Source organism: Sporosarcina sp. Y1004 (genome assembly GCF_057669665.1).
In genome coordinates this window covers 1-26594 of sequence record NZ_JBYHFQ010000030.1, presented here as the reverse complement: position 1 = coordinate 26594, position 26594 = coordinate 1, and the positions used below count along the sequence as shown (strand labels likewise).

The 26594-nt window shown below is 39.1% G+C and carries 24 protein-coding genes; all 24 read left to right on the top strand.

Annotated features, from left to right (window positions below):
* The first annotated feature begins 1 nt into the window (after position 1).
* The 24 genes from AC25Y6_RS16470 (at position 2) to AC25Y6_RS16355 (ending at position 26413) form a co-directional block, all read left to right on the top strand.
* Entirely contained in the window at positions 2-976 is a 975-nt protein-coding gene (locus AC25Y6_RS16470) for an electron transfer flavoprotein subunit alpha/FixB family protein (protein ID WP_488143792.1), read from the top strand.
* Positions 977-1037: 61 nt separating this feature from the next.
* Positions 1038-2246: an acyl-CoA dehydrogenase family protein gene (locus AC25Y6_RS16465; RefSeq protein WP_488143810.1), complete on the top strand. Its 1209-nt coding sequence runs from the start codon at positions 1038-1040 to the stop codon at positions 2244-2246.
* Between the two features lie 538 nt (positions 2247-2784).
* Positions 2785-3207, top strand: a complete 423-nt coding sequence (locus AC25Y6_RS16460; RefSeq protein ID WP_488143791.1) for a hotdog family protein — start codon at positions 2785-2787, stop codon at positions 3205-3207.
* Complete coding sequence (locus tag AC25Y6_RS16455; RefSeq protein WP_488143790.1) at positions 3208-4512, top strand: sigma-54 interaction domain-containing protein; 1305 nt, start codon at positions 3208-3210, stop codon at positions 4510-4512.
* A gap of 842 nt (positions 4513-5354) precedes the next feature.
* Positions 5355-6155: a 1,4-dihydroxy-2-naphthoyl-CoA synthase gene (gene menB / locus AC25Y6_RS16450; protein ID WP_488143789.1), complete on the top strand. Its 801-nt coding sequence runs from the start codon at positions 5355-5357 to the stop codon at positions 6153-6155.
* 16 nt (positions 6156-6171) lie between these two features.
* Positions 6172-7815: an AMP-binding protein gene (locus AC25Y6_RS16445; protein ID WP_488143788.1), complete on the top strand. Its 1644-nt coding sequence runs from the start codon at positions 6172-6174 to the stop codon at positions 7813-7815.
* Between the two features lie 66 nt (positions 7816-7881).
* Positions 7882-8628: an SDR family NAD(P)-dependent oxidoreductase gene (locus AC25Y6_RS16440; protein WP_488143787.1), complete on the top strand. Its 747-nt coding sequence runs from the start codon at positions 7882-7884 to the stop codon at positions 8626-8628.
* Between the two features lie 177 nt (positions 8629-8805).
* Positions 8806-9585 (top strand): enoyl-CoA hydratase/isomerase family protein, encoded by a 780-nt coding sequence (locus tag AC25Y6_RS16435; protein ID WP_488143786.1) that lies wholly within the window; start codon positions 8806-8808, stop codon positions 9583-9585.
* Between the two features lie 64 nt (positions 9586-9649).
* A complete protein-coding gene (locus AC25Y6_RS16430) occupies positions 9650-10405 on the top strand; it encodes an SDR family NAD(P)-dependent oxidoreductase (RefSeq protein WP_488143785.1) in 756 nt (251 codons plus the stop codon).
* Between the two features lie 175 nt (positions 10406-10580).
* Positions 10581-11012, top strand: coding sequence for a MaoC family dehydratase (locus tag AC25Y6_RS16425; RefSeq protein ID WP_488143784.1), 432 nt, complete (start codon positions 10581-10583; stop codon positions 11010-11012).
* Positions 11013-11438: 426 nt separating this feature from the next.
* Positions 11439-12209, top strand: a complete 771-nt coding sequence (locus tag AC25Y6_RS16420; protein WP_488143783.1) for an electron transfer flavoprotein subunit beta/FixA family protein — start codon at positions 11439-11441, stop codon at positions 12207-12209.
* 14 nt (positions 12210-12223) lie between these two features.
* Positions 12224-13207 (top strand): electron transfer flavoprotein subunit alpha/FixB family protein, encoded by a 984-nt coding sequence (locus tag AC25Y6_RS16415; protein ID WP_488143782.1) that lies wholly within the window; start codon positions 12224-12226, stop codon positions 13205-13207.
* A gap of 73 nt (positions 13208-13280) precedes the next feature.
* Positions 13281-15359, top strand: coding sequence for a (Fe-S)-binding protein (locus AC25Y6_RS16410; RefSeq protein WP_488143781.1), 2079 nt, complete (start codon positions 13281-13283; stop codon positions 15357-15359).
* Positions 15360-15577: 218 nt separating this feature from the next.
* Entirely contained in the window at positions 15578-16759 is a 1182-nt protein-coding gene (locus AC25Y6_RS16405) for an acyl-CoA dehydrogenase family protein (RefSeq protein WP_488143780.1), read from the top strand.
* 129 nt (positions 16760-16888) lie between these two features.
* On the top strand, positions 16889-18082 hold the full coding sequence (locus AC25Y6_RS16400; protein WP_488143779.1) for a thiolase family protein: 1194 nt from the start codon (positions 16889-16891) through the stop codon (positions 18080-18082).
* Positions 18083-18097: 15 nt separating this feature from the next.
* The gene (locus tag AC25Y6_RS16395; protein WP_488143778.1) at positions 18098-18949 is read left to right on the top strand and encodes a 3-hydroxyacyl-CoA dehydrogenase family protein; all 852 of its coding nucleotides are present in this window, start codon (positions 18098-18100) and stop codon (positions 18947-18949) included.
* Positions 18950-19009: 60 nt separating this feature from the next.
* Positions 19010-20158: an acyl-CoA dehydrogenase family protein gene (locus tag AC25Y6_RS16390; protein WP_488143777.1), complete on the top strand. Its 1149-nt coding sequence runs from the start codon at positions 19010-19012 to the stop codon at positions 20156-20158.
* A 564-nt stretch (positions 20159-20722) separates the two neighbouring features.
* Entirely contained in the window at positions 20723-21250 is a 528-nt protein-coding gene (locus AC25Y6_RS16385; protein WP_488143776.1) for an acyl-CoA thioesterase, read from the top strand.
* 49 nt (positions 21251-21299) lie between these two features.
* On the top strand, positions 21300-21647 hold the full coding sequence (locus AC25Y6_RS16380; protein ID WP_488143775.1) for a GntR family transcriptional regulator: 348 nt from the start codon (positions 21300-21302) through the stop codon (positions 21645-21647).
* Between the two features lie 315 nt (positions 21648-21962).
* Entirely contained in the window at positions 21963-23177 is a 1215-nt protein-coding gene (gene lhgO / locus AC25Y6_RS16375) for an L-2-hydroxyglutarate oxidase (protein WP_488143774.1), read from the top strand.
* A gap of 29 nt (positions 23178-23206) precedes the next feature.
* Entirely contained in the window at positions 23207-23542 is a 336-nt protein-coding gene (locus tag AC25Y6_RS16370; protein ID WP_488143773.1) for a DUF3870 domain-containing protein, read from the top strand.
* A 319-nt stretch (positions 23543-23861) separates the two neighbouring features.
* A complete protein-coding gene (gene glaH, locus AC25Y6_RS16365) occupies positions 23862-24800 on the top strand; it encodes a glutarate dioxygenase GlaH (protein ID WP_488143772.1) in 939 nt (312 codons plus the stop codon).
* A gap of 218 nt (positions 24801-25018) precedes the next feature.
* Entirely contained in the window at positions 25019-25852 is an 834-nt protein-coding gene (locus tag AC25Y6_RS16360) for an AMP-binding enzyme (RefSeq protein ID WP_488143771.1), read from the top strand.
* Positions 25853-25975: 123 nt separating this feature from the next.
* Positions 25976-26413 carry an acyl-CoA thioesterase gene (locus tag AC25Y6_RS16355; protein ID WP_488143770.1) on the top strand — a complete coding sequence of 146 codons (438 nt, stop codon included), beginning with the start codon at positions 25976-25978 and terminating at the stop codon, positions 26411-26413.
* Positions 26414-26594: the final 181 nt, after the last annotated feature.

The window sequence follows — 26594 nt, the reverse complement described above, 5'->3', positions numbered from 1 at the left end:
TATGACAAAGAAAGTATTAGTTTTAGGGGATATTCGTGATGGAGCTCTAAGAAACGTTACATTTGAAGCGATTGCTGCAGCGAAACTCATTGCAGATGGCGGCGAGATTGTTGCTGCCTTATTTGGAGAATCTATTGGTGATGAAGCTTTAAGCCTGATTCACTACGGAGCAGATCGTGTGGTGAAGGTAGAACATTCGGATCTAAAAGAGTATACGACGGATGCCTATCAACAATCATTACTCCAAGTACTAGAGATAGAAAAGCCTGATGGCTTGATAATGGGACATACCGCTCAAGGGAAAGATTTATCTCCAAGAATTGCCACGAAATTAAAGGCTGGATTGGTGTCTGATGTGGTTAATATCGAAAACGATGGTAGAGATGCGATTTTCACGACTCCCATATATTCTGGAAAAGCTTTTGAAAAGATCAAAATTAAGGATGGCATGATCATTGCAACGGTTCGTCCTAATAACATTCCTCCATTAGAAAAAGACGAATCTCGTTCTGGTGAAGTCAGTCAAGTCGGAGTGGAGATTAAAGATCTTCGCACAACGATTAAAGATATTGTCAAAAAATCAACAGGTGGTATCGATTTATCTGAAGCGAAAATCATTGTTTCAGGCGGTCGTGGGATGAAGGATGCGGAGAACTTTCAGCTTTTGGAGGACCTCAGTGCAGCATTAGGTGCTGCAGTAGGGGCTTCACGCGGCGCTTGTGATGCAGGATATTGCGATTATTCTTTACAAATTGGACAAACTGGCAAGGTTGTCACTCCAGATCTTTATATTGCCGTTGGGATTTCAGGAGCGATTCAACATTTAGCAGGGATGTCGAATTCAAAAGTGATTGTGGCGATTAATAAGGATCCGGAAGCACCGATTTTTGATGTTGCTGATTATGGAATTGTTGGCGATTTATTTGAAGTGATTCCATTGTTTATTGAAGAAATGAAAAGTGTAGTAGTTAGCTGAGTTAGTCATTGGATCAATAGATTCTAAATTATATATGAAAAATGAGGAGGAGTTTTTAATGATGAATTTCGAATTAACTGAAGAACAACAAAGTGTACAAAAAATGGTGAGAAAGTTTGTGGATAAAGAAATAATCCCGTACATTCAAGAGTGGGATCGTAATGGTGAATTTCAACCTACTATTATGAAAAGATTGGCGGAATTACAGTTAATGGGTGTTTGTATCCCAGAGGAATACGGCGGAACTGGCATGGATTATAATACACTTGCTATTGTGTGTGCTGAATTAGAGCGTGGGGATACTGCGTATCGAACAGCAGTATCCGTTCATACTGGTTTAAATAGTATGACGTTATTACAATGGGGGAATGAGGAGCAGAAACAAAAGTATTTAGTACCTCAGGCAAAAGGAGAAAAGATTGGTGCTTTTGGTTTGACAGAACCAGATGCAGGTAGTGACGTAGCTGCTATGAAATCAACAGCACGAAAAGAAGGGGATACTTATGTACTGAATGGCTCAAAAACGTGGATTTCCCTATGTGACTATGCCGATAATTTCCTCATTTTTGCCAAAACTGATCACGATGCCTCTCATAAAGGCATTACTGCCTTTATCGTAGAACGTACATTTCCTGGAGTATCAACAAGGGGATTCAAAGGGAAATTAGGTATACGTGCAGGGAATACAGGTGAAGTATTTTTTAATGATGTAAGAGTACCTGTAGAAAATAGACTTGGTGAAGAAGGTGAAGGTTTTAAAATTGCTATGGCTGCTTTAGATAATGGTCGATTTACTGTTGCAGCAGGGGCTGTTGGTTTAATTGAAGCTAGCCTTGAAGCGAGTGTAAAATATTGTCATGAAAGAGAAACATTTGGAAAACAAATTGGGAAACACCAGCTTGTTCAACAAATGATTGCTCAAATGAGTGCAGATCTTGAAATTTCTAAATTACTAGTTTATAGAGCTGGCTGGTTAAAAAATCTAGGAAAACGCAATACAAAAGAAACATCATTAGCGAAATGGATTTCGTGTAATGCAGCGTTTGAGGCGGCAAATAATGCAGTCCAAGTCCACGGTGCGTATGGATACTCTGATGAATATCCAGTTGAACGTTTCCTTCGAAATTCTAAAGCACCAGTGATTTATGAAGGAACAAGAGAAGTTCATACGGTTATGCAAGGTGAATATGCACTAGGATACCGTGAAGATAAACCACTTCGAAAAATGTTGCCAGCATGGCCATTTGAGGAAGTTTCTCTACAAAAGTAAAGAAAAGACAATATCATACGAAAAAGATCATACTTAAGTTTAGGTATGGTCTTTTTTTGTCTATTTTTATCAGAGTATTCTATTTAATTTCATTCGGCATTCATCCTTCACTTTTATAAGTGGGGGATGAATGCCAAAAGGATATCTAATTCTGTGGGGATACAAACCCCGGCTGAATGAAGTTAAGCCTCCGGCGGATGCCTCGGTTTTTTAAGGTGTTTTATCGAGCGTGCTCGATAAAAATCCGGGCGCAAATTCGGCGGAGCCAATTTGATTTATATAGCTTTGTTATACTTGGTTGTTGAATTTTGCCTTTTCCACTTAATAGTGACTAAGAAAACGAGTTTGCTTCTGCTGCTTATGGTGTTATGTTCCTTCTTTTTTCAAAAAGGACCAGAAATGAATAGTGCATTTTAATAGAGCCAATCATTTAATAGGGTTTTTTCACAATTGAATTTGGAAGCGGTTTCTTTCATTTCTTATCTTCTTGGTATATACTGATAATTAAGAAGAGTTTATCGTAATAGGAGGAATCTTGATGAGTCTAACCAATTTAGAATTGCTTAATGGTCAATTTGCCTGTTTACAGCGGATATTTACAGAAGATGATCTCCGCCAATACAATGAATTATCAAAAGATTTTAATCCAATCTATCAACATCATGATATTGGTTTGGAGAATGGGGATTCACGGGCGATTATTCCGGCGCTACTGGTTGAGGGTTTAATCTCACAAGTGATTACCGATAAACTTCCAGGGTGTGCTTGTGTATTGCTCCAAAAAGAATTGATTTATTATCATCCAGTGTATATTGGAGATGAAATAACCGCCGAATTGACGATTATTGATATTAATGATGAAAGAGACTGGGTGACGCAAAAGGTGATATGCTTCAATCAAAAAAGAACCGAGGTTATTAAGGGACAAGTAGTTATTTATGTTACAAAGAAGGTGTTATAAATGGAAAAAACACTTCATTTAATAGAGGATTGGGGATTTCTTGTAGTTGATGAAAGCGGGAGATTAATTGATGTTAGTCCAGACTTTTGCGAACATTTTTCAACAAATAAAGATGAATGCTTAAGTGGTTCGATTCATGATGTAATCCATGGAATGTATGGCCGAAAACGTAAAAAGGTATTCTTTGGTGTAATATCTGGAATTAATTGTATAATCAGAGTGACGAGAAAAGAAAATCGGGAAGTTTATCGGGTGATCGTCCGTGATGGTGATATCGAGCATTATGAAATGGTATCGTTCATGCATGCGATTGATTTACAAAAGATGAACAAAAAAAGGCCTCACCAACATAAATACAGCTTTGATGAAATAATGGGGAATAGTGAGGCAATGAACAATACTAAAGAGTTAGCTATTCGAATTTCTAATAGTAATTCAACCGTGCTTCTGACAGGGGAAAGTGGGACAGGTAAGGAATTATTCGCTCAAGCGATTCATGGAATGAGCAGAAGGAAAAATAATCCTTTCATTGCAGTCAATTGCGCTGCCATCCCTGGGGAATTATTTGAATCTGAACTATTTGGTTATGAACCTGGGGCGTTTAGTGGAGCAAAAAAGGAAGGTAAGCCTGGGAAAATAGAATTAGCCATGAATGGGACTCTTTTTCTTGATGAAATTTCTGAACTCCCTTATGAGGCACAAGGCAAGTTGCTTCGAGTCTTGCAGGAAAAAGAGATTGAACGAGTCGGAGGAACGGTTAGTAAACACATCGATATCCGTATAATTGCGGCAACCAATCGTGACTTAGGACAACTTGTGGAGGAGGGGAAGTTTAGACAGGATTTATTTTATCGACTATTTGTTTTTGATTTAACGATCCCCTCACTTCGCGAAAGAATAGGGGACATTCTGCCATTAGCTTATTATTTTATCGATTATTTTAATGTGAAGTTTGATGTTGAAGTAAAACACATCGAAGCCAAGCTTCAAGATTGGATGTTGAACTATGGCTGGCCAGGAAATGTTCGTGAATTAAAGGCTGTTATTGAGCGGGGAATGAACATTGTAGATGGAAATACTTTATCAATGAATGATCTCTTTTTTACAACTCGGGTTTCTACCGATTCAACAACTAGGAAAACTATGCCTCTGCAAAGTTTAGAGGATGAAGTGAGAAGAGCAGAGATAACCGCCATTCAACAAGCTTTACAAGAATCAAATGGGGATCGATCTTTAGCTGCTCAAAAATTAAAAATCCATATTGCGAGCTTGTATCGAAAAATAGCCAAGTACAATCTGAAATAAAAGTAACACACTATTTTGTAGTGTGTTTTTTTGTGTTTAAAATTGGTAGTTTACAAGTCTAATCTTGGTAATAAAGATTCCATTATGCCCCTTTTCGCTTAAATGATTCTCAATTTTGCGAAAATTATTAATCTTGCGATATCCTTCTAATTATATTGCTTATCTCATCAAGGATATAAGTTGGCACAGAACTTGCAACATTAATAAGTGAAAGGAGGATAACATAGCTGGAATATTTAACTTCATTCAGCAGCAGTCTCCCACTTCTAAAAGTAGTGAAACTAATGCCGAGATTTTGTCAATTCAGTGGGGGTTCAAACCCTAGCTGAATAAAGTTAAAGCCATAGGCGGATGCCACAGATTTTCAGGAGTTAGTTTATCGAGCGATATCTTGGCAATAAATATTCCATTAAGCCCCTTTTAGCATAAATGATTCTCAATTTCGCGAAAATTATTAAGATTGCGAGATCATTCTAATTATATTGCTTATTTCATCAAGGATATAAGTTGGCACAGAACTTGCAACATTAATAAGTGAAAGGAGGGATAACATAGGTGGAATATTTAACTTCATTGAGCAGCAGTCTCCCACTTCTAAAAGTAGTGAAACTAATGCCGAGATTTTGTCAATTCAGTGGGGGTTCAAACCCTAGCTGAATAAGTTAAAGCCACAGGCGGATGTCGCAGATTTTCAGGAGTAAGTTTATCGAGCGATTTCAGGTAAAATCCTTAGCGCAAATATCCGCCAAGGCGCATTTGATTTGCAGAATCATTTGAATACATGAAGGAAATGTTAAAGGAATTTTTAAGAAAAAACAACAATGAAAATGGGGGAATGAAAAATGGAATTAACGGAAGTGTTGTATGAAAAAACGAATGGAATAGCAAAGATTACGATTAATCGTCCAGAGGCTTACAATGCTTTTACAGGACGTACGATTAAAGAATTAATTTGGTCTTTCCGCGATGCTTGGGATGATAACCAAGTTGGTGTTGTCATTTTAACTGGTGCTGGTCAGAAGGCGTTTTGCACAGGTGGAGATCAAAAGCAAAAAGGCGATGAGGGAGGCTATGATTATAACGGTGGATTAGGTGGCGGTATCGGTCTTGAAATTGAGACATTGCACCAAACAATCCGCAATATTCCCAAACCTGTTATTGCCGCAGTTAATGGATATGCGATCGGAGGAGGCCATGTCTTACATGTTATATGTGATTTAACGATTGCTTCAGAGAACGCCAGGTTTGGACAAGCTGGACCAAAAGTTGGTAGCTATGATGCTGGTTTCGGCTCTACTTATTTGGCGAGGGTTGTTGGGGAAAAGAAAGCAAGAGAAATTTGGTATTTATGTGAGCAGTATACCGCTCAAGAAGCTAAGGAAATGGGCCTTGTCAACAAGATTGTTCCAGCTGACCAGCTTCAAGCGGCAGCAGAAGAATGGGCTACGAAGATTCTTGCTAATAGTCCAACAGCAATCAAAATTCTTAAATATTCATTTAATGCTGATAGTGCCCACATCCAAGGGATTTCTCAACTTGCAATGGGCAGTCTAGCTATGTTCTACAACACAGACGAGTCTGCCGAAGGAATGAATGCATTTCTTGAAAAAAGATCTGCAGATTTTAGTAAGTTTAGAAAATAAAAAGGAGATGAGGCCCGTGAAATTTGAAACGATGTTGAGTCCTGATTATATAGAAAGATATCAATCTGTTTGGCCAAATAAAACGATTCTCGATTATCTATATGATGCTATTGCAAAATTTCCAGACAAAGTGGCCATAATCGATAAAAAAAGCCGTTATACGTACCGTGAACTCGGGGAAATGGTCAACCGTGTTGCCTTAGGGATGCTGGAATTAGGCTTAGGAAAAGGGGATGTTATCTCGATACAACTGCCAAACTGGAATGAATTTATTATTCTTCACTATGCGGCAACGCGAATTGGTGCCATTACCAATCCATTGATTCCGATTTATCGAGATCGTGAAATTGATTATATGGTTCGAATGGCTGAGTCAAAAATGATTGTCATTCCAGATGAATTTCGCGGATATGATTATCCAGCCATGATTGATCGATTGTCACACCAATGGCCAACGCTTCAACATGTTTATGTGATAGGCGATCATGTACCATCCCATATGAAACCATTGGCATCATTGTTCGACAATTCATGGGAGGAAATCCGTGATCCTGCCGAGTTAGATGAAATTACACATGATCCAAATGATGTAACTGAACTTATTTTTACCTCTGGAACAACGGGAAATCCAAAGGGAGTCATGCATACACATAATACCATTTGTGTCTCAACCAATTACTGGATTGATCATTTGCAATTAACCTCTGACGACGTGATGTTCATGGCTTCGACCTTTGCCCACCAAACTGGGTTTGGGTATGGTGTGCGCCTTCCAACTACGATCGGAGGAACAGGCGTTTATCAAGAAATTTGGAACCCGTTAGAATTTATTGAATTAATTGAGGAGGAAGGAATTACTTTTACAGCTGGGGCGACCCCGTTCCTGCAGGATATGCTGCAATTAGAGAGGCTTGGAAATCGTAACATTGATTCACTAAGAGTATTCGCTGCTATGGGTGCACCGATCCCAATGGCAATGGTAAAAGAAGCTTCCGAAAAATTAAATTTTACGATTCTGTCCGGTTGGGGTTCAACGGAATGTGGTCTCGTTACTTTGACAAAGCTTGACGATACGAAAGAAAAGCTGTCAAGTACTGACGGTATAGCGCTTGATAGCATGGAAGTAAAGGTGATTGATTCGAACGGAGACCCATGTCCCCCTAATCAGGAAGGAGACCTTCTTAGCAGAGGACCGGCCCTATTTGTTGGTTATTTGAAAAATCTAGAAGGAACGATGTCTGAGTTTCAGGATGGATGGTTTTTCACGGGAGATCGTGCGTACATGGATGAAGACGATTACATTCGAATTTCAGGTCGGAATAAAGATATTATCATTCGCGGTGGTGAAAATATCCCTGTCGCTTATGTTGAAAATGTCTTGTATGAACATGAAGACATATTGGATGCGCAGCTTATCGCACTACCTGATCCAAGACTGCAAGAGAAAGCGTGCGCTGTTATTAGCATGAAACCTGGGAAGACACCTCTTAGTTTTTCAGAAATTCAAGAATTCCTTAAGCAAAAAGGGGTCGCTAAGCAATATTGGCCAGAGTATATGGATATTGTTGAAAGTTTCCCAAGAACGGCCAGTGGAAAGATTCAAAAGTTCCGCTTGAGAGAACAGATTCTCCAGGGTTTAAGTGAGCAAAAATTAAAATAATAGGTTTATAGATTCGTATGGTATTAAAAATTTATCATTTAACTAAGAAATCGGAGGGAGATTATTATGACAAAGAAAGTAGCCTTTATTACTGGAGCAGGACGTGGAATTGGAAGAGAGATTGCTAGAACATTAGCTTCTCGAGGAATGGACATTATTGTAACCGATGTAAATATCGATAATGCAAATGAAACGGTTTCCATTGTGGAAAAAGAGGGTGGAAAGGCAGTTGCGGTTTATTGCGACGTCACAAAACTGGAAAGTGTGCAAGAAGCAGTGGGAGCTTCCCTTGCCTATTTTGAAAAAATTGATGTACTAGTAAACAACGCTGGATGGGATAAGGTTGAGCCATTTTTAAAGAGTGAACCAAGCACTTGGAAAATGATTATGGACATTAATATGATGGGACAAATTCATACTTGTAAAGAAATTTTACCTGTCTTGATCAAAAATGGTTCCGGCAAAGTGATCAATATTGCCTCTGATTCTGGAAGAGTGGGTTCAAGCGGAGAGGCCGTCTACTCGGCAGCTAAAGGAGGAGTCATTGCTTTCACTAAAACGATGGCACGTGAAATGGCAAGACATAAGATCAATGTGAATTGTATTTCACCAGGACCAAGTAATACCCCACTTTTTGAAGAGATTGGTTCTTACAATGAAGGGATTGCAGCAGCACTTGAAAAAGCCATTCCATTTAGACGTTTAGCACAACCTAGTGATATTGCTAATGGGGTTGCATTCTTGGCGTCAGAAGAAGCGGACTATGTAACAGGTCAAACCCTTTCAGTGAATGGCGGACTAGCAATGGTGTAAAAGATGAATCGTTTGGGTGGAAAATAATGGTCCCTCTTCTCATAAGCTGTGTCGGGTGGCTCCCCTCAAGGGATAGTTAGGCCATCATGCAGCTTATGTAAAAGAGGGTCTAATTTAATCAAGTTTATAAGATTGTTATTTGAGAAACTGCTACATAGCGATTAGGAGGAGTTTATTATGAACTATGAAAATCTATTAGTCGAAAAGGGAAATCAAATTGGCATCATAAAAATTAATCGTCCTGAAGTAAGAAATGCCTTGAATAATGAAACGGTTACAGAAATTTTAGCTGCTTTTGAAGAGTTAGAGAATGATCAGGAAATAGGTGTAATTATATTTACCGGAGTTGGGGAGAAGGCATTTGCAGCAGGAGCGGATATCAACCAGTTAACAACAAGGAAAGCAATTGAAGCATTTAAGACGGGAAGTATGAGTGATGTGTACCGCCGTATTGAAAATAGTAAAAAAGCAACCATCGCAGCCATTAATGGGTTTGCCCTTGGCGGAGGATCCGAGCTAGCAATGAGCTGTGATATTAGAATGGCATCTGAAAATGCAAAATTCGGATTGCCTGAATTAAATTTATCGGTAATCCCTGGTGCAGGCGGAACACAACGTTTAACTAGAATTATAGGCAAGGGCCGTGCGATGAATATGATTTTAACAGGGGAATTTATTTCTGCGAGTGAGGCGAAAGTAATTGGTTTAGTAACTGATGTGGTTCCTTTAGAGGGTTTAATGGATGCTGTTCTCGAAAAGGCTGAAAAAATCGTAGCAAAAGGACCTCTTGCCATACAAATGGCTAAGCTTGTGGTAAATCGAGGCTTTGAGGTGGATATGGATACTGGATTGCTCATTGAGTCTCTAGCACAAGCCTTTTTATATACAACAGAAGACAAAGTGGAAGGAACGAAAGCTTTCCTTGAAAAAAGACAGCCATCGTTTTCAGGAAATTAAGTGAAGGGTATTGATTTTTTATGAAAGGAAACAGTATCCACTTCATAACAGGAGGAGAAGATAGGTGGAACTTGATTTAAAAGGAAAAAACGTCTTAATTACGGGCGCAGCAAAGGGAATAGGAAGAGGTATTGCCAATGCTTGCGCCAGCGAAGGGGCGAATATTGGTTTACATTATCTGAGTTCTAAAGAGGAAGCTCTTCTTACAGCTAAGGAACTCAGTTATACGTACGGCGTTAACGTGCATCTTGTAAAAGGGAATATCGCAAAAATAGAAGATGTCCAAAAGATGAAAGAGGAATTATATAGAAGTCTAGGTGATCTTGATTGTATTGTAAACAATGCGGGTTTCGCTAAGATGAAATCGTTCTTTCAATATGAACTAGATGAATGGAAACATGAAGTCGATACTTGCTTTTACGGAGTTCTGAATTTAGTGCATACGTTTATGCCTGACATGATCGAAAAAAAGCAAGGGAAGTTCATTAATATCGTAGGCGATTCGGCTCAAACAGGTGACAAAAATTTAATAGTTTCTGCTGCTGCTAGGAATGGGGCTATTAGCTTCTTAAAATCTTTAGCGCAAGATGTAGGAAAAAGCAATGTCCAGTGTAACACAGTATCACTTGGATTGATCGACCAAGATTCATTGGGATTTAATGAAAATACATTAGAAAAAGTTGTAAAGCAATATCCGTTAAAACGGCTTGGAAAAGTGGACGATGTGACGGGGATGATATTATTTTTGCTATCGAACCATGCGGAGTGGATTACTGGTCAAGTGATTTCAATAAACGGCGGTCACAGTATGCTCGGGTAAAGGAGTTTTCAAAGGTAGGATAGATTCACAAAAAGTTATTGATGAAAAGGACTGATTCTTGTTTATCCTACTTTGTCAAATCATTAAACTTATGCTTTTGAATTCAGTTTGCAGGCTCTTTTAATAAGCAACAAGGTTTAAGAAGTGAGCCTAAAAATAAAAGGAGATACAGATAATGGATATTAGAGTTATAAAGAAAGAACTCATGTATGATGATATTCAAATAGGGGATACAGACACTTTTACTAAAACGATTACTGAGTATGATATTGTTCAATTTGCCAGGTTGACGGGTGATTTTAATCCGGTACACCTTGATCCAGAGTATGCGATGACAACACCTTTTAAAGAAAGAATTGCCCATGGTATTTTATCAGGTAGTATAATTTCTACTGTAATTGGAATGAGGCTGCCTGGGCCGAACACGATTTATTTGTCCCAAAACTTCAAGTTTCTACTACCTGTAAAAATTGGAGATACGATAAAAGCAAATGTCGAGGTAGTGGAAAAAAGGGATGATAAAAAAATCATTAAGTTAAAAACACAAGTGATGAATCAACATATGGAGTTAGTAGTAGATGGGGAAGCGGCCGTCATGAAAAAATAGAAAATAAGGGGAAAAAGGGAGAAAATGAACTCTCTCTGCTTTCTAGGGATGTACTAAATGAATATATTTTATCATGCTACTTCCTCTATAAAAGATTAATTCTTCGTTAAAGAGAAAACGATTCTTTCCTTTACTACCCTTGTATAGAAAAAAGGACAAAAAATGATGGATACAGGTTACAGGTTACAGGTAGACCCTTACTTTCACGAAAATGATTCACAATATTGCGAAAAATTATCATTTTTGCGAGATAATATGAACCTCATTCTTTACTTATATAGGCTAATAGTTGGCACGAAACTTGCAAGTATAATAAATGAGGGATGTAAGTTTCCATTCAATCTCTCAATGTCTAAAACAATGGGATGGTAAAACCTTAAGTCTTATCCAGATAATGGATAAAATAACAAAAGAGGAGAGAGGCAAATGAACATTTACGTGATTATGAAGCGTACCTTTGATACGGAAGAAAGGATTGCCATTGAAAACGGTAATATTAAGAGCGATGGGGTGGAATTTATCATTAATCCTTATGACGAGTACGCCATCGAGGAAGGCATTGCTCTTAAGGAGAAACATGGCGGTGAAGTGACGGTTGTAACCTTTGGAGAACAGGAAGCAGACAAAGAGCTTCGTACCGCTCTTGCCATGGGTGCTGATAAAGCGGTGTTGATTGATAGTGAAGATTTTGAGGAGATCGATCAATATACAACGGCAACGATTCTAGCAACCTATTTAAAAGATAAAAATCCAGATATTATTCTCGCAGGTAATGTAGCGGTCGATGGAGGTTCAGGTCAAGTAGGGCCACGTGTAGCTGAATTACTAGGCATTCCTCAAGTTACGGCGATTACAAGCCTAACGATTGAAGACGGAAAAGCTACCCTTATTCATGATGTGGAAGGGGACGAAGAAACGCTTGAAGTACATCTACCAGTTCTTGTGACGACTCAACAAGGGTTGAATGAACCGCGTTATCCATCCCTACCAGGGATTATGAAAGCAAAGAAGAAACCGTTAACTATTCTTGAGTTAGATGATTTAGATTTAGAAGAAGAGGATGTAGAAGCTAAAACCAAAAAGGTCGAGGTCTTCTTGACACCGAAGAAACAACAAGGAAAAGTGTTAGCGGGTGAATTAAATCAACAAGTCCAAGAGTTAGTATCCTTATTAAAATCTGAAGCAAAAGTTATTTAATGGAGGCGATAAATATGACAAAGAAAGTATTAGTTTTAGGGGATATTCGTGACGGAGCTCTAAGAAACGTTACATTTGAAGCGATTGCTGCAGCGAAACTCATTGCAGATGGCGGCGAGATTGTTGCTGCCTTATTTGGAGAATCTATTGGTGATGAAGCTTTAAGCCTGATTCACTACGGAGCAGATCGTGTGGTGAAGGTAGAACATTCGGATCTAAAAGAGTATACGACGGATGCCTATCAACAATCATTACTCCAAGTACTAGAGATAGAAAAGCCTGATGGCTTGATAATGGGACATACCGCGCAAGGGGAAGATTTATCTCCAAGAATTGCCACAAAATTAAAGGCTGGATTGGTGTCTGATGTGATTAATATCGAAAACGATGGTGGAGAAGCGATTTTCACGACTCCCATATATTCTGGAAAAGCTTTTGAAAAGATCAAAATTAAGGATGGCATGATCATTGCAACGGTTCGTCCTAATAACATTCCTCCATTAGAAAAAGAAGAATCTCGTTCTGGTGAAGTCAGTCAAGTCGGAGTGGAGATTAAAGATCTTCGCACAACGATTAAAGATATTGTCAAAAAATCAACAGGTGGTATCGATTTATCTGAAGCGAAAATCATTGTTTCAGGCGGTCGTGGGATGAAGGATGCGGAGAACTTTCAGCTTTTGGAGGACCTCAGTGCAGCATTAGGTGCTGCAGTAGGGGCTTCACGCGGCGCTTGTGATGCAGGATATTGCGATTATTCTTTACAAATTGGACAAACTGGCAAGGTTGTCACTCCAGATCTTTATATTGCTGTTGGGATTTCAGGAGCGATTCAACATTTAGCAGGGATGTCGAATTCAAAAGTGATTGTGGCGATTAATAAGGATCCGGAAGCACCGATTTTTGATGTTGCTGATTATGGAATTGTTGGCGATTTATTTGAAGTAGTGCCAATGCTAACGGAGGAATTTAAAAAAGCACTGGTTGGTGCAGGGGTCTAAGATAGATGGCTATGGGAGGAGTTCATATCCTCCCTGTCATTTAAAAAACTTGTCATCAAAGGGGATATAAGAAATGTTCTCATTACTGAATTTACTTGTTTTTCTAGCTGTGGTTGGATATGCCCTGTATTTATTTGTTAATCTTCTATACACTCGCTATTTGTTTATAAAACTTGGTAAAAAAGCAGAATTTGAACCAAATCTGAAAGAACGAATCAATTTGATCTTGATCAACGGGTTCGGTCAAAAGAAATTATTCAAAGACAAGAAAAGTGGTGTAATGCACTTAGTCTTATTTTATACCTTTTTTATCATTCAAATAGGACTAATAGAACTCATCATTAAAGGATTTATTAGAGGTTATGAGTTTCCTTTCGGTGAAGCACATAAATATTACAGTCTTATACAGGAATGGGCAACGTTACTCATGATGTTGGCCGTCGTATATGGATTTTATCGCCGTTATGGTGAAAAGTTAAAACGGTTGCAATGGAAGCGTGATGGCAAAGCGGCTTTTGTATATATCGCCTTATTTACGCTAACTTCATCAATCTTGATTACATTAGGATTCGAAGCGATTATGCTTGGGTCTGAACCAAATCTTGTATATGCCCCATTCTCAGGCAGTATTGCGTTATTGTTTGGCGGGGTTGGAGTAACCGTTGGAACCATATTGTTCAACATATTTTGGTGGGTTCATATGGCAATTGTTTTCACCTTTATGGTCTTTGTGCCACAGTCCAAGCAATTTCATGAACTCTTTGCCATGATTAACATCTTCTTTAAAAAACAAGGCCCTGTTGGGAAATTAAGAAAGATTGATTTTGAGGACGAAGAGGCAGAATCCTTTGGAGTTGGGAAAATTGAAGATTTTACCCAGCATCAGTTAATCGATTTATATGCATGTGCTGAATGTGGACGTTGTACGAATATGTGTCCTGCATCAGCAACCGGCAAGACGTTATCTCCAATGAACTTAATCGTGAAAATGAGAGACCATTTGACGGAAAAAGGGGCTGTCGTTACGTCGCGTAGTCCGTGGATGCCTCGTTCAGTTTTCGGTTCCCCGGCAACACCTTCATTAGCAATGGCTGGATTAGCAGCGCAGGAATCGGCAGTGACGATTGAAATGCCTAATTTGATTGGCGATATCATTACAGAGGAAGAAATTTGGGCTTGTACAACTTGTCGCAATTGTGAGGATCAATGTCCGGTTGCGAACGAACATGTGGACAAAATCATTGATCTGCGCCGTTACCTCGTATTAACAGAAGGAAAAATGAATGCTGATGCTCAGCGTGCAATCACAAATATCGAGCGTCAAGGAAACCCTTGGGGCATTAATAAAAAAGAGCGTGAAAAATGGCGTGAGGCCCGTGAAGATATTCAAGTGCCAACTGTGAAAGAAGTGGAAAAATCTGGACAAGAATTTGAATGCTTATTCTTCGTTGGTTCTATGGGATCTTATGATAATCGCAGCCAAAAGATTGCCCAGTCATTTGTCCGTATCATGAATGTAGCAGGAATTAAATTTGCCATTCTTGGGAACGAAGAGAAAAATTCAGGTGATACACCCCGACGAATTGGAAATGAGTTTTTATTCCAGGAGTTAGCAACTGCGAATATTGATACTTTTCAAAAGCATAACGTGAAGAAAATCGTCACGATTGATCCACATGCTTATAACTCGTTTAAAAATGAGTATCCGGAATTTGGTCTTGAAGCAGAAGTGTATCATCATACAGAATTGCTGTATCAGTGGATCAAAGAAGGACGAATAAAGTTTACAAAAGAATTAAATGAAGTGATTACGTATCATGACTCTTGTTATTTAGGTCGCTACAATACCGTCTATGATCCGCCACGTGAAATTTTAAAAGCAATCCCAGGTGTAAAACTAGTTGAAGCCCAGCGTAACCGTGAAGACGGCATGTGCTGCGGAGCTGGCGGCGGGATGATGTGGACAGAGGAGACTATGGGAACAAGAATTAATGTAGCAAGAACAGAACAGCTTCTTGAGACAAAACCAACCATGATTGGTACTGGATGCCCATATTGTTTAACGATGATAAGTGATGGGGTGAAGTCCAAAGAATTGGAAGATTCCGTAGGAAACTTTGATATCGTAGAAATTGTAGAAAAAGCACTGTAATGAAAAAGTAGATCATACCTGCATTTTTCTAGTAAACTTTCAATTTCGATAAAAAGTTCCCGATTTTGCACAAGTGATTCTTAATTTTGCGAAAAAATTATCAATTACGCGAAAATCTTAGATTTTATGCTCTAATGTCAAGGTTATATATTGGCACAAAACTTGCATTATAAGTAGGTATAAATAGTTTTATTAAATAATTAATAGGGGGAATTAACATGTTAAATTTTTCATTCACAGAGGAGCAAGAATTTTTTCGTAAGGTGTTAAGGGACTTTGCAAGCGAGGAACTCTTACCAAACTATATGAAGTGGGATAGAGAAGGGATCACGCCAAGACATTTATGGAGGAAGTTGGGTGAATTAGGTGTAAATGGACTTCGCATTCCGGTTGAGTATGGGGGAAGTGGAGCGGATTGTGTAACAACAGGGATTGCAGCCGAGGAAATCGGTCGCGGTGATTTCAATCTTACTTATGCTGTCATGTTAAATGCTTTAATTGGTGAAATTATCAATAAACATGCAACTGAAGACTTAAAGCAGGAGTGGCTTCCGAAAATAGCGAGTGGCGAGAGAATCGTCGGGATTGCGATTACAGAGCCTACTGCTGGAACAGACGCTGGCGGAATTAAAACAACGGCCGTCCGTCAAGGAAATGGGTATGTCTTAAACGGTGAAAAGTCAGGAATTAGTGTAGCAACCGTCGCAGATGCCTTTCTCATTTTTGCTAAAACTGATCCTGAACTGGGTAACCGTGGGATTAGCTGCTTTATCGTTCCTTCTGATCTTCCAGGTGTGGAATGTAAAGGTTACGAGGATATGGGAAACATTCCAGTAGGACGCGGTTCAGTTTATTTATCCGATGTAGTGGTACCAGAGGAGAATTTGATTGGCCTTGAAAACAAAGGATTTTCCCAGGTTATGAATGGGTTTGATCTTAGCCGTCTATTAATCGGTCTTCAATGTGTAGGAGCCGCTTCACAAAGTATAGATGAGACGATTGAACACGTCAAAATGAGAACTTCCTTTGGCAAACCACTAGCAACTTATCAAGGGGTATCTTTCCCACTTGTCACTCACTATACTCAATTAGAGTTTGTCAAATGGCAGGCGTATCGTGGCCTTTGGCTTCGTGACCAGGGATTACCGCACTCTAAGGAATCTGCATCTGTCAAATGGTTAGGACCAAAATATGGTGTAGAAGCGATTCATGAATGTCTGTTGTTTAACGGTCACTATGCTTATACAAAGGAAATGCCTCACGAACAGCGTTTACGTGATGTCATTGGTTTGGAAATTGGGGATGGAACGGCACAAGCAAATATGATGGTCATTGCGAAGGAAATCATCGGTAAAGAATACAAATCTACGAATCATCAATTAGTAACGTCCAAAAGTTGAAGTTGAACATGGTGGTAGTTCGGATAATTCAGTTATTGGTAGATTCGTTAAAATAAGCATTCAAATACAGTAATAGATCTATAGGAGTTTATGGCTCCTTAAATCTATTCATTTCTATAGGAGGAGCATATGAAACCAGTATATGTAGTTGAAACAGTTCGAACGGCTATAGGAAAAATGGGGGGGACGTTAAAGGATGTTCCATCTGACTTTCTTGCCGCAAAAGTGATTGAAGAAGTTGTTAGTAGAGCGAACATAGATAAAAGTGCTGTAGGAGAAGTCATACTTGGCCAGACAAAACAAACGTCAGATCAGCCAAATATTGGCCGGCTTGCTGCGCTCCGTGCAGGACTTCCTGTGGATGTTCCAGGGTACACGGTTCATAGACAGTGCGGTTCGTCCCTTCAAGCGATCAATAATGGAGCACTGCAAATCGCATTCGGGCTGAATGAGGTAATCGTTGCAGGCGGTGTTGAATCGATGAGTTTAGCGCCATTTTATATTCGAAATGCCCGTTATGGAATAGGTACAGGAAATAATGTTCTTGTCGATTCCAATACGGAAAGCCAATTACGCTCTCAACCGATTGAAGAGTATGGGAATTTAACCATGGGCTTAACGGCGGAAAATTTAGCTGAACAATATGGTATTTCTCGAGAAGAGCAGGATGAGTTTGCCATGAGGAGTCAGCAACTTACGCATGATGCAATTTCTTCAGGCAGGTTTGAAAAAGAAATCGTTCCTTATGAGGTTCAGGAGCGTAAGAGCGTGAAGACTTTTAAGGTGGATGAACATCCACGTCTAACCAGTTTAGAAAAGCTGGGAGGTTTGAAACCAGTTTTTAAAGAAAATGGATCCGTTACAGCTGGAAACAGCAGCGGACGAAATGATGGGGCATCGGCCGTCATTTTGATGTCTGAAGATGCAGTGAATCAATTTGGAGTACAGCCAAAAGCAAAGATCGTTTCACAAGCTGTTTCAGGTGTGTCTCCTGAAATTATGGGAATTGGACCGGTTACATCCACAAAACTTGCTCTACAAAGAGCCAATTTAACACTGGGGGACATTGGGTTAATTGAGTTAAATGAGGCTTTTGCCGCTCAATCCATTGCGGTTATAAAGGAACTAAATCTGGATCTAGATAAATTGAATGTTAACGGTGGTGCGATTGCACTAGGTCATCCACTGGGGGCCACGGGGTCTGTTCTTACGACAAAACTACTACATGAAATGGAACGCAGAGGCGTGAAGTATGGAATAGTGACATTGTGTATTGGCGGCGGACAAGGAATTACGACTGTATTTGAAAATTGCTTGGTATAAATAGGAGGAAATGAAATGGAAGTAAAAAAGATTGCAGTCATTGGCAGTGGAACTATGGGGCGCGGCATTGCCTATACAGCTGCCTTATCAGGTTTTGAAGTAACCCTTCAAGATATATCAGCAGAAGCACTTGAAAAGGCAAAGAATGATAACGGAATACTTGCTAATAAAAGTGTTGAAAAAGGATATATCACAAGTGAACAACGTGACTTTGTACAACAACATTTAACCTATACAACAGGGTTGCAAGAAGCAGTGGAAAGTGCAGATTTGGTTATTGAAGCCATCCTTGAAATTATGGAATTAAAGATTGAAACCTTTAAGAAGATTGAGGAATTTGCACCAGGCCATGCTATTTTGGCTACAAACACCTCAACGATGAGCCCGACTGAAATTGGTGCTACAACGAAAAAACCAGATCAATTTGTTGCGATGCACTTTTTCAATCCTGTTCACCGTATGAAATTAATTGAAATTATTCGCGGTATGGATACTTCAGACAAAACGGTAGAGATTGTCCGTCAAGTTTCCGGAAAGATGGGAAAAGAAACAGTTGAGGTCAATGAATTTCCAGGATTTGTAACAAGTCGGATGAATTGCATTATCGGAAATGAAGCCATGAATATGTTAATGGAAGGTGTCGCATCAGCTGAAGATATTGATAAAGCGATTAAACTAGGCTTAAATCATCCAATGGGTCCACTAGAAATGGCAGATCTCGTTGGTTTGGACAGTCGTCTTCGCAATATGGAGTTTCTTTATCACGCTCTAGGTGAGAAATATCGTCCCTCTCCATTACTAGTAAAGTATGTGAAAGCAGGAAGATTAGGTAGGAAATCGGAACAAGGTTTTTATACTTATAAATAATTAGAAAGTGAAATAGCGAAAAACCACAGAAAAATAATAAATGGAAGGAACGTGAGTTAAATGGTACAAGTGTTAACAAAGGATATTGAACAATTAAAACAAGGAATTCGTGACTTTATTGAGAATGAAATAGAACCACATGCAAATTTAATTGAAGAAACAGATAACATCCCCCAAAGTATTTTAGACAAATCGAAGGAAATGGGTTTATTTGCTCTTAGTATTCCAGAAGAGTATGGCGGTCTAGGGATTGGAATGCTTGGAAAATGTGCTGTGTTAGAGGAAGTCGGCAGAACCATTAATGGTTATACAACTGTTATTGGTGGTCATACGGGAATTGGTAGTGTTGGAATTGTAGAATTGGCAAATGAAGAACAAAAACAAAAGTATCTACCGAAAATGGCTAGCGGGGAATACATTGGTGCCTTTGCTTTAACTGAGCCAAGTGCCGGATCTCACGCGCACAATTTAAAAACAACAGCTGTAAAAAAAGGTGATCATTATATTCTTAATGGCTCTAAGTGCTATATTACCAATGCTGGACTTGCAGATGTATTCACAGTGATGGCCGTTACAGATCCATCTAAAGGACCGAAAGGGATTACGTCGTTCATAGTTGAAAAGGATTTCCCAGGATTTAAGTTAGGAAACAAAGAAAAGAAAATGGGTCTTCATGGATCACACACATGGGAGATTTTCTTTGAAGATTGTAAAGTTCCAATTGAGAATGTGCTAGGTGAAGAAGGTCAAGGGTATGTCAATGCGTTGAAAATATTAGCGAACGGACGAGCGGCGATGGCGGCAAGAAACCTTGGGTCTGCTGATAAATTATTAGATATGTCACTTGAATATGCTCATATGCGTATACAGTTTGGAAAACCCATTTTTGAACAACAAATTATTCAACACTACTTAGCTGAAATGGCGACAGAAATTGAAGCGCTTCGTGCATTTACGTATCATGTAGCCAATCTGGTTGATCAAGGTAAGAATGTGATTAAAGAAGCAGCCATGGTCAAATTGCTTGGTTCGGAAACATACGGTCGAGTTGCAGATAAAGCCGTCCAAATTCATGGAGGAATGGGGTATATATCTGATTATCCAATCGAACGTTATTACCGTGATGCCCGCATTACGAGAATATATGAAGGGACATCTGAAATTCAAAAGAATATTATTGCAGCTCAATTGCATCGGAAATATCAATAAAGAGAGCTAGATCGGGTGACTAACCCCTCAGTGGAGATGAAAGAAAATTCTGCACTGAGGGGAGTTTTACTATATAAAGCTATTAAACTAAAGTTGTTTTCGTAAAGAGTAGTTTATTTTCTGTCGAAAAACTCGATGTTAAAATTCTAAGGAGTTTTTAATGAGGACAGTATTATTTAATGCTTTGAAATGAGGGATGCAGGCTCTTTTCTTACATAACTCATGGGGAAGCGTACTGAATTTTGATGAAATAAAAGAAATTGTGGATGAAGCAAATCAAAGGTTCTCGAAAATAGATATTCTAGTGAATGTTGTGGGGGTATCCGTGATACGACCATGATTAAATCTTTTTTGAAATTGATGGCGATCGCTAGGATGATGCGATGGCCCTTAATTTAAAGGGCACTTTGCGGCACTATTTTTAGCTAGTGATGAGGCAGCCTATATTACAGGGCATATCCTCCCCGTTTCTGTTGGATATCGTTGAAATTTTGGAGAAATCAGCGATTAGTCAATATAATTAGATACAAACTTTTTAAAATTGAAGGAAAAGAGGTAGTAAGTATGCAAGCAAAGTATTGTAGAGAATCAAGAGTTGTAAGAACAAATCGAGTATTTCAAAATGACGTAAACAGTCATAATACGTTATTCGGTGGTCGATTAATGAGCGATATAGATCAAGTTGCTTCAATTTCTGCGTTGCGACATTGCCGTACAGATTGTGTAACTGCCTCCGCAGATTCAGTAGACTTCTTATATCCTATCAGAACAACAGATGCAGTCTGTTTTGAATCGTATGTAACATGGGCAAGCACATCATCTATAGAAGTGTTTGTGAAAGTGATTGCTGAAGATTTAAAAAGTGGTGAGCGTAAGGTGGCTGCAACTGCTTTTCTAACTTTTGTCGCTAAAGATATAAATAAACGTCTAACACATGTTGCAAAAGTTATTCCTGAAACTGAAGAAGAGAGAAAATTAAATATAACTGCACCGGAACGAGCTGAAATGCGTAAGGAAAGAAAAGAAAAAAACAAAGAATTGTCCATGTTTTGTTCAACAACTATTCCTGGGATAGATACGGTATTCAGTTAATACAAATTGGATAAGGTACTGCTCTTATCTGTATGTAGGGGGTGGTGTATTGGACGATATCTGTAAAGAAAAATCAACAGTTGTTAACTATGTAACGGCAAGCCTTAGGAAGGCGATATTGAATGGGACGCTAAAAAAGGGTGATCGACTTATTCAGGAGGAATGGGCTGAACGGTTGGATGTGAGTCGAATGCCGATGAGAGAAGCACTTACTCAACTCCAGATAGAAGGTTTAGTAGAAATGGTTCCGCATAAGGGAGCAATTGTTACACCAATTACCCGGGATAATATAGAAGAAATTTATCATACCCGTTCAATTTTAGAAGGGCTTGCAGTTGAAAAGTCTATCCCATTTTTAACGGATGAGGAAAAAATATTTGGAAGAAATGTTGATTAAAATGGAAGATCTCAAATATCTAGCGAAAAAAATGAACGTTATATTCAGTAAATTCGTTATTTCATGAAACATTACGTAAAGGTTGTCCATGGCAAAGGGTGCAAAAAACGGTAGAAACGCTTGGCATTTCTCCCATTGCACCGAATTTGCTAATTGATTGGGAGCACAGAATGATTTATGAAGCAGTTTTACGGGGAGATCCTGATGAGGTAAGAGCAGCCGTGGAATATCATATTTTGCGGACCAAAAATAATTTAATTATTTATTTGGAACTGCTTAATAGCGAAAATCTGAAATAAAAGGGGTGCTTGATTAATGTATGATTTTGCAGTAGTTGGTGGAGGAATTGTTGGTTTGTCTACGGGGATGGCAATTTACGAACGCTTTCCTAATGCGAAAGTAGTCATTATTGAAAAGGAATCGGTTGTTGCTGAGCATCAAACAGGACACAATAGTGGAGTTATTCATTCGGGGATATATTACAAGCCTGGTAGTTTCAAAGCGCGTTTTGCACGACAAGGAAGTAAATCGATGACTGAATTCTGTCAAACCTATGGAATAGACCATGATATATGTGGAAAAGTAATTGTCGCAACAAAACAGGAAGAGTTATCACTTCTGGAGAACTTATATCAACGTGGGCTGCAAAATGAATTAGCCATTCAAAAAATCGGTGGAGATGAATTAAAGGAAATCGAACCGCATGTTAACGGACTAGGTGCAATTCGTGTTCCGCAGGCTGGTATCGTAAATTACAAACAAGTTAGTGAAAAATTCGCCGAAATTATACAAAAGCACGGTGGGGAAATACACTTAAATACAAGAGTGGAAAAAATGCATGAAGAATCTGACCGAGTTATCATCGAAACAAATCGGGGAACCTTAAAAGCTGGTATGGTGATTAACTGTGCCGGGCTTCACAGTGACCGTGTGGCGGCAGCTGCAGGATATAAAACGGATATGAAAATTTTGCCGTTTAGAGGTGAGTATTTTAAACTGGTACCAGAAAAGCGTCATTTAGTTAAACATTTAATTTATCCAGTTCCGAATCCAAAGTTTCCTTTTTTAGGCGTCCATTTTACTCGAATGATTAGCGGTGAAGTCGATGCAGGACCCAATGCAGTGCTTAGTTTTAAACGCGAAGGTTACAAAAAGACAGACTTTAATGCAAAAGATTTAATAGAATCTTTAAGTTTCCCCGGATTATGGAAAATGGCTAGTAAGTTTGCGAAAGAAGGGCTAGATGAATATGTCCGTTCTTTTAGCAAGAAGCAATTTACAAAAAGCCTTCAGGAATTGATACCTGAAATCCAAGAAGCTGATTTAATACCTGCACCTGCTGGTGTTCGTGCACAAGCATTAAAACGTGATGGTAATATGGTTGATGATTTCCATATTATAATGGGGAAACGAACTATCCATGTATGTAATGCACCATCTCCAGCTGCAACAGCTTCTATTGAAATTGGAAAAGAGATTGTTAATAGAATACCAGAACAGTTAAACATAAAAGAAGCTGTACTAGTTTAATAAATAATTATTTAAGGGGTGGTTCAATTATGCTAAATGGAAAAACGATTTTCATTGCTGGTCATGCACGTTTACCGCAGGGAATGGCGGCGAAAACTGTCTTTGAAACATTAACGATTACTGCTGAGGTCGATGTTAAATATGGAGTTGTATTAGAAGCATCTTGTACTTTGGCAACAGAGCACAGCCGCGAATTTATTGACCGTATATTAAGAGGAACAAGTCTAAAAGATAGTGTAGATGACGCAGTCAATGAGATTCAAACTTATTACCACGGTAAGGCAACAAATGCCCTCATTGCAGCATTGAAGGATCTTGGTCAACATTTTCATCAAATTCAGACTGAAGATAAGATTAAAGTTTAATAAATTAAAATATTTAAAAGTATTTGACATATCTGTTTAAAAGAGGTATTATAGAGTCAATCAAGTATTTAAGATATTTCCACCTTTCGAAAAACACCCTTTCGGAATCGTGGATGGATTATAAATACTTGAAAACAGGAAACATAAATGACAATTAACTGCTAATTTGCTGCGACTCTATTTACATAGAGCGGTGAAGTGAATATAAGCCAGTTGTACAAGAGAAATTCCTTATTTATTAGGGATCTTGTACGATTGGCTTTTTATATTTCCTGTTTGTCAGATTCACCTACATTACAAATAACAGGAGGAGTTATTCATGAGTATTGCAGAAATGAGAAAAGTAAAATTTGAACAGAAAACGGAAGCCTATGAGGTGAAAATTCACCCGCAGTCCAATCGTTTGTATCACATTGACATTTCAACAAATGTGATTGTGAACTTTTTAGAAAAAGTGAAACAGAATAATCAAACTGTCCAGCATTTGGAATATACGCCATATGAGCGCCACATCGTCTCTTCTTATCTGTTAGAGGAAACAGGGGAAGAATTCGAAGCTCTGCTTCGCAGAATCGTGCATGACCGAGAGTCTGGTGGGTTTACGCTTGGTTTAGAAGGCGTCACGGAAAATACTGACGAATTCGTTATTTTCGCTACAGCCATCTCGCATTTGCTGGGTACACCTAACCACGATTCCATGTCTGGAAAATACTATGCGCGCTTTAGCGTAAAACATACCGACAGTAGCGATTCTTATCTTCGCCAGGCGTACCGCTTATTTTCACTTCACACAGATGGCACGTTTGTAGATGAGCCGACAGACTGGCTTCTGATGATGAAGATAATTGAAGAGAATGCTCAAGGCGGCGAATCACGCTTGTTGCATCTCGATGACTGGAAAGAGCTTGACAAGTATGCGAGCCATCCATTGGCGGGTCATAAATTCACCTATAAAGCTCCTGCAAGTAAAAATGTTGCACAAGAGGTTGATCGCTTGACTTTCTTTAATCACAATAACAAACCGGGAATCTGTTACATTGATCAATTTGTTTATCCCGAAACCATTGAGCAGGCAAAATACCTTCGCGAGCTATCTCATTCGATGGAAAATGATGAAAGCGTTATTGAATTGGAGCTTCCGGTCGGCGATCTGGTTGTTCTCAATAATATCTTTTGGCTTCACGGACGGGCTGCGTTCGAAGAAAATCCAGATTTAAATCGTGAATTGCTTCGTCAGCGCGGACGATTTAATCAATAACTTATAAAGGTTCATTAACTATTAATTGCGTTATCCATTAGTTGCACCGTGAACGGGTACATTTGTTTAAAGGGCAAATTCATTTCCTGACTTTTAGTTCGGAGAATGAATTTGTCCTTTTTTAAAAACTAACGGTTCACTTGACTTAGGCTCTATTCAATCGGTTCCTGTTAAGATTTGAATTCGACTATATAGCAGATAAAACGAATTTTGTTTCCATGATGAAAGGGAATGGACAACATCAGCCAATGCCATCAATGACAATGGAAGAATTGATTCAACTTCAGTTTTTCATGGACATGGTAGCCATTCCTAATGAAGTTTACGAGACTCTTTCAAAGATACGCATGGAGTTAAGAGATGGAGGGATTCGCCCATCAGATCGACGCATCAAACAATCATTGAGCGTGCTGCAAGCGAAGGCACTCATCAATCAACGGCAAGTTGTAAAAGTCGATGATATTGTCATTCTTGAAAATGCCCTTTGGGAAACGGTCGATCAAAAGGACACAGTATCGCTTATTGTTCGTAGTCATGCACAAGACGTTGTGGCTCGGGCCATTGATTCAATACAAAACGAAGTGTTCAATTCAATGTTGAAAGATAATTCGACTGATGCAGGGATAGAAGCTACACAGAAAATGAAGACATTGGTCGCTGATTTGAATAAGCTTAAGAAACATAATCAAAGCCGATCTATGGATATCGATTCAATACTAGATAAAGTGAAATCTATGCAACAAGAAATTCTGGATAGCATTTTAGAGCCCAGGGACTTTGAGAATCCAAATGAAAAGAAATCGGTAGGTACCGCGATCATTGTTGGTTTGCCTGATGAAGTGTTGGGCGAAATCGTTTGCGCAGTTATCCAAATAGTGCCCGGGGAAACATGTACAGAGCAAGAGATTTTGGACTATCTGAAACCGAAAATTGCGACCTATAAGTTGCCGAATCGGATCCTATTCACCCATGAATTTCCATTGACGGCAAGCGGTAAAATTCAGAAGGTAAAAATGAAAGAATTGATTTTAGAAGAAAATATCACTGTATAAACTCGTTTCAGAAAGCTGAAACATCGGGGAATCAGGTAAAGATTCGACTCTCCCTGATTGGTCCCCCACCTAGGGGGTCTTACCCTTAGAGAATACGTACAGATAAAATTGGAGGCTGACATGATGGCTACAAACTATTCGTTTAAGGTGAGATGGGGCGACACTGATCCTGCAACAATCGTTTTCTTTCCAAACTTTTATAGATGGATGGACGAAGCGACACATGAGTTTTTAACGGAACTCGGACACCCCGCGTCCGAGTTGATGGAACAAGAAAGAATCAGTGTTCCGCTTTTGGAATCCAACTGTAAGTTTAAAACGCCGCTCGTATTTGATGACGAGGCAGTCGTCATAACGAAAGTGGTCGAAATCCACAATAAGGTGTTTAAATTGTCCCATAGCTTCTACAGGGGGGATACATTCATCGCTGAAGGGTTCACGTTGCGCGCTTGGACTTCCTTCGATGGAAAACCAAAAGCGGTCACGATTCCGGCATCAATTCGTGAAAAACTGGAAGCACACCGGAAAGCCGATGTAGTCACGCAAACGAGTCAACGGTGAGGGAAGGTATTCCTGTCTAGCTGCTTTGAAAGTACGCAAATAAATAACGTGACAGGGTATACCCAAAGTCAACACACTAAAGACTACAAGTATTTTTTGTTAGTATAGTTGTAAAGATTGTGAAGAAATGTACTTAAACTAACGGGGCAGCATTCCTGTTTGAAGGATGTTCGGGGTCTTG

Bases quoted from the DNA above. Each gene is read 5' to 3' on its own strand.
- menB (WP_488143789.1), top strand. From the start codon at position 5,355: ATGGAATTAACGGAAGTGTTGTATGAAAAAACGAATGGAATAGCAAAG.
- lhgO (WP_488143774.1), top strand. From the start codon at position 21,963: ATGTATGATTTTGCAGTAGTTGGTGGAGGAATTGTTGGTTTGTCTACG.
- AC25Y6_RS16355 (WP_488143770.1), top strand. From the start codon at position 25,976: ATGGCTACAAACTATTCGTTTAAGGTGAGATGGGGCGACACTGATCCT.
- AC25Y6_RS16425 (WP_488143784.1), top strand. From the start codon at position 10,581: ATGGATATTAGAGTTATAAAGAAAGAACTCATGTATGATGATATTCAA.
- AC25Y6_RS16420 (WP_488143783.1), top strand. From the start codon at position 11,439: ATGAACATTTACGTGATTATGAAGCGTACCTTTGATACGGAAGAAAGG.
- AC25Y6_RS16390 (WP_488143777.1), top strand. From the start codon at position 19,010: ATGGTACAAGTGTTAACAAAGGATATTGAACAATTAAAACAAGGAATT.
- AC25Y6_RS16455 (WP_488143790.1), top strand. From the start codon at position 3,208: ATGGAAAAAACACTTCATTTAATAGAGGATTGGGGATTTCTTGTAGTT.
- AC25Y6_RS16395 (WP_488143778.1), top strand. From the start codon at position 18,098: ATGGAAGTAAAAAAGATTGCAGTCATTGGCAGTGGAACTATGGGGCGC.
- AC25Y6_RS16400 (WP_488143779.1), top strand. From the start codon at position 16,889: ATGAAACCAGTATATGTAGTTGAAACAGTTCGAACGGCTATAGGAAAA.
- AC25Y6_RS16410 (WP_488143781.1), top strand. From the start codon at position 13,281: ATGTTCTCATTACTGAATTTACTTGTTTTTCTAGCTGTGGTTGGATAT.
- AC25Y6_RS16415 (WP_488143782.1), top strand. From the start codon at position 12,224: ATGACAAAGAAAGTATTAGTTTTAGGGGATATTCGTGACGGAGCTCTA.
- AC25Y6_RS16465 (WP_488143810.1), top strand. From the start codon at position 1,038: ATGAATTTCGAATTAACTGAAGAACAACAAAGTGTACAAAAAATGGTG.
- AC25Y6_RS16405 (WP_488143780.1), top strand. From the start codon at position 15,578: ATGTTAAATTTTTCATTCACAGAGGAGCAAGAATTTTTTCGTAAGGTG.
- AC25Y6_RS16385 (WP_488143776.1), top strand. From the start codon at position 20,723: ATGCAAGCAAAGTATTGTAGAGAATCAAGAGTTGTAAGAACAAATCGA.
- AC25Y6_RS16440 (WP_488143787.1), top strand. From the start codon at position 7,882: ATGACAAAGAAAGTAGCCTTTATTACTGGAGCAGGACGTGGAATTGGA.
- AC25Y6_RS16435 (WP_488143786.1), top strand. From the start codon at position 8,806: ATGAACTATGAAAATCTATTAGTCGAAAAGGGAAATCAAATTGGCATC.
- AC25Y6_RS16370 (WP_488143773.1), top strand. From the start codon at position 23,207: ATGCTAAATGGAAAAACGATTTTCATTGCTGGTCATGCACGTTTACCG.
- glaH (WP_488143772.1), top strand. From the start codon at position 23,862: ATGAGTATTGCAGAAATGAGAAAAGTAAAATTTGAACAGAAAACGGAA.
- AC25Y6_RS16360 (WP_488143771.1), top strand. From the start codon at position 25,019: ATGATGAAAGGGAATGGACAACATCAGCCAATGCCATCAATGACAATG.
- AC25Y6_RS16460 (WP_488143791.1), top strand. From the start codon at position 2,785: ATGAGTCTAACCAATTTAGAATTGCTTAATGGTCAATTTGCCTGTTTA.
- AC25Y6_RS16470 (WP_488143792.1), top strand. From the start codon at position 2: ATGACAAAGAAAGTATTAGTTTTAGGGGATATTCGTGATGGAGCTCTA.